The sequence below is a fragment of the Terribacillus saccharophilus genome, from assembly GCF_002272075.1.
Lineage (GTDB): Bacteria > Bacillota > Bacilli > Bacillales > Amphibacillaceae > Terribacillus > Terribacillus saccharophilus_A.
Genome location: NZ_NPBJ01000007.1, coordinates 1 through 9,185, shown reverse-complemented (window position 1 = coordinate 9,185; position 9,185 = coordinate 1). Strand labels below are relative to the sequence as shown.

Genomic DNA, 9,185 nt, shown 5'->3' with positions numbered 1-9,185 from the left:
GGTGAACCGCGAGGAAACAGAAGCAAATGCCCGCGACGAATATAAAAACGAGGAGCAAAGCTATCAATTTGCTCAAGAATATGCAGAGCAAAAAGAAGTCCGAGACAATCACGATGCCGAAGTGCAAGGTTATCAGTTTTCTCAAGAATATACGGAAACAGAGGTAGAAGCAGAACTAAAAGCAGAAACTCGCGATCAGAAAACCGAGGCTCAAAGCATTTCATCTGATCAGGAATATTCAGAGCAAACTCAGGCAGAAGCAGGACTGGAGGAGTTAGAGGCTTCAGCTGTATCAGCAGAATATGTAGAACAACGCCCTTCTGAAGAGGAACAGGAAGAACCACATGCTTTTGCACAGGATCAAGCACCTGCTTCTCCAAAGGTAACTATAAAAGCGGAGAAGCCTGCAGCAAAGTCTCGTGAAGAAGCAGTTTATGAAGCAGAAGAACAATCACATTTACAAAATGCTTATCAAATTCCTGAAGCTGGTAAGCTGCCTGAAGAACTTTTCGTGCTACCGGATGAGCTGGAGGATATGTATCAAGCGGCCGATTTCCGTCAGGCGCATATTCAGGATGATGATGTGTATTATCTGGATCGGGAACTCCCGCATGATGAACCTACCGATAGTCCAGATTTCACCTTCACTTATCAAGCAAAGCAAGAAGAAGAAGCACCTCCTGAGCCAATCAGATTCGAGGCACCTCCTCTTTTGACACCTGAAGAGGATGACAGATGGAAATATAAAGAGACGAAGACATTCAGTGAATTCTTCGGTAGTAAACCAGTCGAGCCTACAGAAGTACCTCAGGCAGATGTAACTGCAGAAGATATTGATACGGAAGAATCATATAATGACGTATCGCTGCAGTCAGTGCCAATCAATCAGGAGCTGCAGCCAGAGGATCTGCCGGAAGCGTTTGAGGAAGAGGAAGAAACAGATGAAATAGCAGAACGAAAAGACAGCAGCAATTTCCTTGTCAGTATGTTCGGTGCGCGGGAAGAAACTTATACAAAGCTTCGTGTCTGCATCGTCCAGGAACGAGATACGTTGGAGAAGATTGCGACTCGATATGACGTGCCGGTCAGCTCAATTGCCAGCTCCAACAATCTGGAAGAGGAAACAGTATCGGAGGGGCAGCTGCTTCTCATACCGCAGCGACGTTCAAGAAAGAACTAATAAGAATGAACGGGGTGTGCTAGATGGAAAATATCGATCGAATACTAGCTGCCTATGGCATCACGCCAGCCTCGGTTCAAGCCATAACCAGCCGCCTGTCTAAAGTGCAAACGCACCAGGCGGCTTTTGCTTTAAAAAGGTCATCCCTCCATCCGGAGCGGCTCGACCGCTGGCTGATGGTCGTCCAAGGCAAGCACAATTTTTACCGGGAAGGTGTCCCACCTGTCTATCAAACATTGCAGGAGAATTTCTATGTGGTGGATGAAGGAGAAGTTTATTATCTGATGCCGTGGCTGGAGCGGCATCGAACAGATGAACCGAATCACCCTTATGAGATGCTGTTTACCTCACTCGGGAAAATCCATGCCTCCTCCAGCAAACGTTATCCGATTGATTATGAAGCATACGCATTGGCTATACGAAAGCAAAAAGAGAAGCTCCAGCAGGACAGGGAGGAGCTGCTTGTTTGGGTGGAGCGTTTCGAATCCCAGACATATATGGGGGTTGTTCCACTGCTAGTTTGTACGCATTATAAGGATTTAGAGCATGTATCTGCGATGCTGGATAAGTGGTATGACCATTATGATGCAGATCTGAAGGAAGATCCCGAGATGGAGCATAGCGTTCTGCATGGAAGCTTACGTCCTTCTCATGTCCAGGAGGGCAGTCCGCTGCATCTGCTCAATTGGGAAAAGACCAAGCTCGGTAATCCTAGCTTGGATCTTGCTGCCTACTATAGGGAGGAATGGCGGTTTATCGACAGTAATGTGATTAACCCGCCATATTATTTGCATACGTATGAAGAACATCGTCAAATGAAGAAAAACGAAGAGAGCCTGTTCATGCTGCATTTGCTGCACCCGGGTCGGTATTTGAAGCAGGTGAGAGAGTATGTAGATGCTCCGCAAAAGGCAGATACCCCTGCTGTTGTATTGGAATTGACCCAGACACATAGGCAGCTGATGCAGGCTCTCCAGGCACAAACCTATTTTCAAGATCTTCGTGATCAGGAAGAACAGGATGGCGTGGATTCTTGATCAGATTGATTTCGACTGAAAGCTGAAGTAGAGTGCTATCAGGCCGCCAAGTAACAAAATATCCAAAATCGACGGAAACAATATTGTTCTGATGAACTGAAAGATGATCAGCGGAATTACCGCCTTCTCGGTGACACTGATCCAATACTTGAGGAAACCCGGCATGTTGTTGCGGTTGAATTTACTCATTGTCATCCCTCCTATAGGTAGTATATGAACGGGAAAGGCTAGGCGTTTACCCTTTTTCGAAAAAAATATGCCTCTTCATTGACTTTTTTACTGTCAAGTGGATACAATAAGCTATACATGATACAAATGCTTTGACAGGGAAGAGTATAGTGTAAGGATCCATACTAGAGAGGGAAGCAAATTGGTGGAAGTTTCCCGGATACCTGCAGTAGAAGGTCGCCCTGTATGCAGCGACCCCGAATGTGACTTTTAGTCAGTAGGGGGAGCCGGTGAAGAGCCGTTATCTCCCTCGAGTGTACGACACGTCTAATTAGTGTCGTAAATGAAGGTGGTACCACGGAAACTAACCCTTTTCGTCCTTTTGGATGAGAAGGGTTTTTATATGTCACCAAAAGCATTAAAGGAGGAACCAGGCATGACAACAGACAAATCACAAGAAACCAACTCACTGCCATCCAAATATGATCCAGCAAGCATCGAAGCAGGCCGCTACCAATTCTGGCTTGATGGCAAATATTTCGAAGCAACTGGAGATGAAAGCAAACAGCCCTACTCTATCGTAATCCCGCCGCCAAACGTAACAGGAAAGCTGCACTTAGGGCACGCTTGGGATACGACATTACAAGATATCCTTACGCGTATGAAACGGATGCAAGGCTATGATGTGCTTTGGCTTCCAGGAATGGACCATGCAGGTATCGCGACTCAGGCAAAAGTAGATGCAAAACTGCGTGAGCAGGGCATCAGCCGCTACGATCTTGGCCGCGAAGGCTTTTTAGAGAAGAGCTGGGAATGGAAAGAAGAATATGCAAGCTTCATCCGTAAGCAATGGTCTAAGATGGGACTTGGTCTTGACTATTCACGTGAGCGATTCACATTGGATGAAGGGTTATCTGAAGCAGTTAAAGAAGTATTCGTTACATTGTATGAAAAAGGTTTGCTTTACCGTGGCGAATATATCATCAACTGGGATCCAGCAGCAAAAACGGCACTTTCTGATATTGAAGTAATCCATAAGGACGTACAAGGTCACTTCTATCATATGCGTTATCCACTTGCTGATGGAACAGGTCATATCGAAATCGCGACAACTCGCCCGGAAACATTCCTAGGGGATACGGCAGTAGCTGTACACCCGGATGATGAGCGCTACCAGCACTTGATCGGTAAAACGGTTATCTTGCCGGAAGTGAATCGAGAAATTCCGATCGTAGCGGATGATTATGTTGACATGGAATTCGGTTCCGGTGCAGTTAAAATTACACCTGCACATGACCCGAATGACTTTGAAGTAGGTAACCGTCATGATCTTGAACGCATCCTTGTCATGCATGAAGATGGCTCAATGAATGAAAATGCTGGTAAATATAACGGTTTAGACCGTTTTGAAGCTCGTAAGCAGATTGTTAAAGATTTGCAGGAGCAGGGCATCCTCTTCAAAATCGAAGACCATATGCACAGCGTTGGACATTCTGAGCGCAGCGGCGCAGTAGTTGAGCCGTATCTATCCACACAATGGTTCGTAAACATGGAGCCGTTAGCGAAACAAGCTTTGGAACTGCAAGCTGGCGAAGACAAAATCAACTTCGTACCAGAGCGATTCGAAAGAACATATTCGTACTGGATGGAAAACATCCGCGACTGGTGTGTATCCCGTCAGCTTTGGTGGGGACACCGTATTCCGGCTTGGTATCATAAAGAAACAGGCGAAGTGTATGTTGGCAAAGAAGCACCAGCAGACATCGAGAATTGGGAACAAGATCAAGACGTACTTGATACGTGGTTCTCTTCCGCATTATGGCCGTTCTCCACAATGGATTGGCCTAACACAGAAGCAGCTGATTTCAAACGCTACTTCCCGACAGATGTACTCGTAACAGGATATGACATCATCGCTTTCTGGGTGAGCCGTATGATCTTCCAATCCAAGGAGTTTACAGGCGAACGACCATTCAAGGATGTACTGATTCATGGTCTTGTACGTGACGGCGAAGGCCGTAAGATGAGTAAATCACTCGGTAACGGTGTTGACCCGATGGATGTTATCGAAAAGTACGGTGCAGACTCGTTGCGCTACTTCCTGTCAACTGGTTCATCACCAGGTCAGGATTTGCGCTTCCAATGGGATAAAGTAGAGTCCACTTGGAACTTTGCTAATAAGATATGGAACGCATCCCGTTTCGCATTGATGAATATGGAAGGCTTACAGTACAGCGACATAGATTTGTCCAAAGAGAAGAGTCTTGCAGATAAATGGATCCTTACTCGCCTGAATGAAACAATCGAAGCTGTCACATACAACGCAGAGAAATATGAATTCGGTGAAGCTGGCCGTCATTTGTATAACTTCATCTGGGATGATGTGTGTGACTGGTATATCGAGATGGCGAAGCTTCCGCTATACGGGGAAGACGAAGATGCCAAGCAGATGACACGCTCTGTACTTGCACATGTACTCGATCAGACAATGCGCATGCTGCATCCATTCATGCCATTCATCACGGAAGAAATCTGGCAGCAGCTTCCGCATGAAGGGGAATCCATCACTGTTGCTGCATGGCCGACAGTCAACAAAGATTTGCATGATGAAAAATCAGCAGAAGAGATGAAACGCTTAGTGAGCATCATCCGCTCTGTTCGTAATATCCGTGCAGAAGTTGATACACCGATGTCCAAACAAATCCAACTGCTTATCCAAGCAGAAGACAATACAATTGAAGCAAAGCTTAAGGCACAGCAGCACTATATCGAACGCTTCTGTAACCCAAGTGAACTGACGATTGCAACAGCAATTCAAGCACCAGACAAAGCAATGTCAGCTGTTCTTACTGGCGTAGAGCTTTACTTGCCGCTTGAAGGCTTGATCGATATCTCCAAAGAAATCGAACGCTTGGAGAAAGAACTCGACAAATGGACAAAAGAAGTCGATCGAGTTGAGAAGAAGCTTTCTAACCAAGGTTTCATCAGCAAGGCACCAGAGAAGATCGTCGAAGAAGAACGTGCTAAGCAAGCAGATTATGAAGATAAACGTGCACGCGTACAGCAGCGCATCAATGAACTAAAAGGCTAAACACATCACAAGACGCACTAGAACTTTGCTAGTGCGTCTTTTTTTACATAGGGAGAGATGAATATGCTGACATTTCAAAAGCTTGAAACCGAACGAATAGTATTGGATGAAGTAAAAATGCAGGATGCTCCATACGTATTTGCCGCTCTGTCTGACCGCAATGTAACTAAGTTCTATGGCATGGAGCCGCTTCAGTCAATTGAAGAAGCAGAGCGAGTCATTTCTTCCTTCCGATGCGGTCTGCAGGAAGGGCGCGTAATACGATGGGGTATGTATTGTAAGGAGGCAGGCCGATTTCTCGGAACGATTGGCTTACACCAAGTAAATCGCAGCAATCGACGTGCTGAAATTGGGTACGAATTGCATCCGGATCATTGGAAGAAAGGGTTTGCGAATGAAGCGATGGGAGCTGTTTTAGGCTACTGTTTCAAGGAATTGGATCTACTTCGTATCGGAGCTATGGTGTATCCAGAGAATAAAGCATCTGCTGCCCTGTTGGAGAAACAAGGATTCATGAAAGAGGGATTACTGCACAGTTACTATTATCATGGTGGAAAAACGTATGATGCGAATGTATACGCACTGCTGCGTGAGGACTGGGAGGAAGCTTGAGATAGCTCCGCAAGTTAGTATGATCGCGTTCAATAGAAGCTGATATAAGTTTCTAATGCTAGATGGGTTGTATTTTGCAGCTTATTCTCCTTTTCTTTTATGTAAGGAAATTGAAGAGGAGATGAAGAAATGAACACAGCTAAAAAACACAAGGAAAAATTCTCATTGGCACATTTGACAGCATTACAGGTGCCACCACCAGAATTTATTCGTATGGCGTCTAGAACTGGCTACGACTATGCTAGTATTCGTACAATTTATATGGGGTTGCCAGGTGAACCTAATTATGACCTTTCTACAAATAAAGAAATGCTTGAAGATACAAAAAAAGCTTTAAAAGAAACCGGACTAAAAGTATGGGATATCGAGTTAGTGAGAGTAGAGGAAGAAACAGATCCCGTCTCTCTAGTTCCATCGTTCAAGATTGCCCAGGAACTAGGTGCTAAGCATGTTATTGCAAGTATTTGGACAGATGACCTTGAGTTTGGGAAAAACAGTTTTGCGCAAATTTGTGATTTAGCTAAGCCGTATGGTCTGACGGTACAGCTGGAGTTTGTGACGATTGCTGGCGTTTATAATCTAAAGGGAGCACTAGCAATACTGAACAGTGTAAAACGTCAAAATGCTGCTATATTGGTAGATTCTCATCATTTCCATCGTTCTGTGCATCTATTTGGTGATAAGGTGGAAGACCTGAAACGTATTCCAAGAAAATGGCTTAACTTCTTTCATTTGTGCAACGCCACAAGTTTAATTCCTGAAGATGTAGAGGAAATGACACGCATCCTAAGGGAGGAACGCTTGTACGTGGATGAAGAAGGAATTGATAACAAAGAAATACTTTCCTATATGCCTGATGATATTGTGTATTCCCTTGAAATCCCGCATAAGCAAAGGGTAGAAGCATATGGGTATGAAGAGCATGCAAGAAAGTGTTTAGAATCAGCTAAAAACTTCTTTACTTCATCTAAGGTTAAAAAAGAAGTTGTGCTTTCTTAGGTCTTCAGAATGAATAGCAAAGAAAAGACCAGATTGCTAGTATGTTCAGAATTAACCAAGTGAATTCACATGATAAAATAGAAGAATTAATCAAATGAGAAACGCAGAGGGTCTAGTCCCTCTGCGTTTTTTGCGTTATTGTAAATTACATTTGAAGTTTAATATTTCATAGAATAGAGAACTTATAGAACAGGAGATTGAATCTAAAACTTTCAAGTCAGCCTATAAACAGGCAACAAAGGAGATTTTATTATGTCAGAACAACGTAAGCTTGCATTGATTACTGGAGCTTCATCAGGTCTTGGCCTTGAACTTGCGAAACAATTTGCACAAGATAATTATGATATAGCATTATCTGGATCAAGTGATCGAATTTTCGAAGCAGCTGATACTATCCGTGATTTAGGAGTAGAAGCTTACCCTCATAAAGCTGATGCAGCAACTTTTGATGGTGTAGAAAGCTTTTGGAGCTTTTTCACTGAACTGAAACGTCCGCTAGATGCGGCAGTACTTAACGTTGGAATTGGTCTTGGCGGTGCCTTTACTGACACGGATCTGGAAGATGAATTGAGGCTCGTCTCCATCAACATTTCTGGTACAGTCCACATGACGAAACGAGTGGTACAGCATATGGTTCCGAATGGCAGAGGCAGAATACTGATTGTCTCATCCATTTCTGCTACGCAGCCAACACCTTATGAAACAGTATATGGTCCTTCGAAAGCCTTTGGATATATGTTCGCAGAGTCTCTGCGTGAAGAGCTGCGTCAAACAGGTGTTACCGTCACTGCATTGCTGCCAGGGGCAACGGACACTAACTTCCATTCAAATGCTGGAATGGACTCCAGTGAAATCGGCTCTTCTAAGAAGAATGATAAAGTACTCGTTGCGAAACAAGGCTATGAAGCACTCATGAATGATGAGGATCATGTTGTCGGAGGTGACGAAGAAACAAAACAGCAGGCAGAAGATAATAGGACCACACCTGAACCAGTGAAAGCAGCTAATCATGCAAAAAGAGCACGCCTTCAAAACTAGGTAAGTAGAAATAAAACAGGGATAGTAAATAACACTGCATCTTAGTTTGACAAGTACAAAAATTCTTGTTAACAAAATAAAAAGGTCTACGTTCTAATGCAGAACGTAGACCTTTTTATGATCTTAAGACAATCAATATTCTCAAATAAGACATAATTATCATATCTTATCTGAAAGTAGGTGCATCTATTTTAAAACGATTTTCAACTAAAGATTTCACGTCAGAAGAGGCTTGATCATATGAAATATTTTTTATTTCTTGAATTTCTCCAATAAGAAACTCTTCTGCATTTTTATATACTTTTTTGTCTGATTGAGATAAGCGACCGTCCGTGGTATGGAAGTGCATCAGATCTCTTATTATCTGACTGATTTCTAACGTAGTACCTAATTTCATCTTACTGTCCAAGACTTTAGATCGTTCACTTACTGAAGAAGGCAAAGGAACACCATTGTCATAGAAATCTAATTTTACTTGCTCTAATTGTTCTAAAGAAATGATTGGGCGTAGACCATTCTGGTTTTCGTTTTGACTCGGTACAAACACATGTAACTTTTTAAAAGGAAAGAATATTTTGAAATATTCTCTTTCCCTCATATATTCCGTTGATTCTATGGTCCCTGTTCCGTGAAAAGGATAAAATACACTATCTCCGCCTTTAAGCAAATTAACAATCTCCCTTCAAAGATACTTCTATTATAACACAAATTGGTCGGTTATATTTTTGGGCTTATTGAATCGCTGCTCAGAAAGGACGTTTTTACCTTTCAAAATTGAATTTAAAACATCAATAAAGTAAAGAAAGAAAAAAATATACAGGAATAAACAATGCCGTGTAGACGTCTCTCTATGTATTATATGTGAGCTCTGAAAATATATTAATAATAAATATATTGATTTTTCATCACTTTTCCTGTAGGATACTCAATATATTAATAAATGAGCGTTGAATGGATTACAGTAATGTATGTTCTCCCTGATAGAGAGAGCTGACGGTTGGTGCAAGTCAGTGCAAAGAACAGCATGAATTACGATCCTGGAGCATTTTCTTCGAACCGG

Annotated in this window: 8 protein-coding genes and 1 other annotated feature; of the genes, 6 read left to right on the top strand and 2 right to left on the bottom strand. The window is 43.0% G+C overall.

From position 1 onward, the window contains the following. On the top strand, window positions 1-1,180 hold a 1,180-nt coding region (locus tag CHH48_RS05265; RefSeq protein WP_141230052.1), incomplete at its 5' end, for a LysM peptidoglycan-binding domain-containing protein. Window positions 1,181-1,203: 23 nt separating this feature from the next. Continuing rightward, window positions 1,204-2,217: a hypothetical protein gene (locus CHH48_RS05260; protein WP_095220307.1), complete on the top strand. Its 1,014-nt coding sequence runs from the start codon at window positions 1,204-1,206 to the stop codon at window positions 2,215-2,217. Here the strand turns inward: CHH48_RS05260 and CHH48_RS05255 are convergent, their stop codons facing one another. Beyond that, window positions 2,218-2,406 carry a hypothetical protein gene (locus CHH48_RS05255; protein WP_095220308.1) on the bottom strand — a complete coding sequence of 63 codons (189 nt, stop codon included), beginning with the start codon at window positions 2,404-2,406 and terminating at the stop codon, window positions 2,218-2,220. A 122-nt stretch (window positions 2,407-2,528) separates the two neighbouring features. Further along, window positions 2,529-2,770, top strand: a binding site (T-box leader). 51 nt (window positions 2,771-2,821) lie between these two features. Between CHH48_RS05255 and CHH48_RS05250 the strand changes: the two genes are divergently transcribed. From CHH48_RS05250 to CHH48_RS05235, 4 genes are all read left to right on the top strand, one after another. Continuing rightward, window positions 2,822-5,476, top strand: coding sequence for a valine--tRNA ligase (locus CHH48_RS05250; RefSeq protein WP_095220313.1), 2,655 nt, complete (start codon window positions 2,822-2,824; stop codon window positions 5,474-5,476). A 63-nt stretch (window positions 5,477-5,539) separates the two neighbouring features. Continuing rightward, window positions 5,540-6,088, top strand: a complete 549-nt coding sequence (locus CHH48_RS05245; RefSeq protein WP_175072863.1) for a GNAT family N-acetyltransferase — start codon at window positions 5,540-5,542, stop codon at window positions 6,086-6,088. Between the two features lie 129 nt (window positions 6,089-6,217). After that, window positions 6,218-7,087 (top strand): sugar phosphate isomerase/epimerase family protein, encoded by an 870-nt coding sequence (locus tag CHH48_RS05240; RefSeq protein WP_095220310.1) that lies wholly within the window; start codon window positions 6,218-6,220, stop codon window positions 7,085-7,087. Between the two features lie 252 nt (window positions 7,088-7,339). After that, entirely contained in the window at window positions 7,340-8,125 is a 786-nt protein-coding gene (locus CHH48_RS05235) for an SDR family NAD(P)-dependent oxidoreductase (RefSeq protein ID WP_176466367.1), read from the top strand. A gap of 166 nt (window positions 8,126-8,291) precedes the next feature. On the opposite strand, the gene CHH48_RS05230 is transcribed toward CHH48_RS05235, so the two are convergent. Further along, window positions 8,292-8,792, bottom strand: coding sequence for a CarD family transcriptional regulator (locus tag CHH48_RS05230; RefSeq protein ID WP_170937541.1), 501 nt, complete (start codon window positions 8,790-8,792; stop codon window positions 8,292-8,294). Window positions 8,793-9,185: the final 393 nt, after the last annotated feature.

What these genes read in the sequence shown, in the direction of transcription:
- CHH48_RS05260 (WP_095220307.1), top strand. Translation starts at nt 1,204, where the DNA reads ATGGAAAATATCGATCGAATACTAGCTGCCTATGGCATCACGCCAGCC.
- CHH48_RS05255 (WP_095220308.1), bottom strand. Translation starts at nt 2,406, where the DNA reads ATGAGTAAATTCAACCGCAACAACATGCCGGGTTTCCTCAAGTATTGG.
- CHH48_RS05250 (WP_095220313.1), top strand. Translation starts at nt 2,822, where the DNA reads ATGACAACAGACAAATCACAAGAAACCAACTCACTGCCATCCAAATAT.
- CHH48_RS05245 (WP_175072863.1), top strand. Translation starts at nt 5,540, where the DNA reads ATGCTGACATTTCAAAAGCTTGAAACCGAACGAATAGTATTGGATGAA.
- CHH48_RS05240 (WP_095220310.1), top strand. Translation starts at nt 6,218, where the DNA reads ATGAACACAGCTAAAAAACACAAGGAAAAATTCTCATTGGCACATTTG.
- CHH48_RS05235 (WP_176466367.1), top strand. Translation starts at nt 7,340, where the DNA reads ATGTCAGAACAACGTAAGCTTGCATTGATTACTGGAGCTTCATCAGGT.